At 45.8% G+C, this 325-nt stretch carries 1 protein-coding gene; it reads right to left on the bottom strand.

Translation table 11 applies throughout. The annotated features are described in order from the left end of the window. A partial coding sequence (locus tag AB9F27_RS22160; RefSeq protein ID WP_369758240.1) for a hypothetical protein occupies positions 1 to 325 on the bottom strand: 325 nt, incomplete at both ends.

Consider the following 325-nt stretch of genomic DNA (forward strand, 5'->3'; position numbering starts at 1 on the left):
GTTCGGCGTTTAAAGCCTTTATGTTTTCTTCTACGGCTATGCTTTGTGCTTCACTCCCAAAAATATCGAGCCGCGCCTTCCTATAGGCGTCGATCAACGCTGTAATATAGCGAACGGACCATTCCTTTTGTTCATCGAGCAACTCTATTTTGATAACATTCGAGCGTTCGATAAACGAGATCGACAGGTCGCTTTTGCGCTCATTCGTTTCCGTTTCAATCTGGTTGTCTTGAAACGGGTAAGGTGCGTCCAAAAGCGCTTTTGCCTGAACTGCTGGGGAGATCAAAATGCGGACCTCATTGTTCAAAGCCGTTTCAGGATCAAT

Origin of the sequence: Falsihalocynthiibacter sp. CO-5D18 (assembly GCF_041205445.1) — a bacterium.
In the GTDB taxonomy this organism is placed as follows: domain Bacteria; phylum Pseudomonadota; class Alphaproteobacteria; order Rhodobacterales; family Rhodobacteraceae; genus Falsihalocynthiibacter; species Falsihalocynthiibacter arcticus.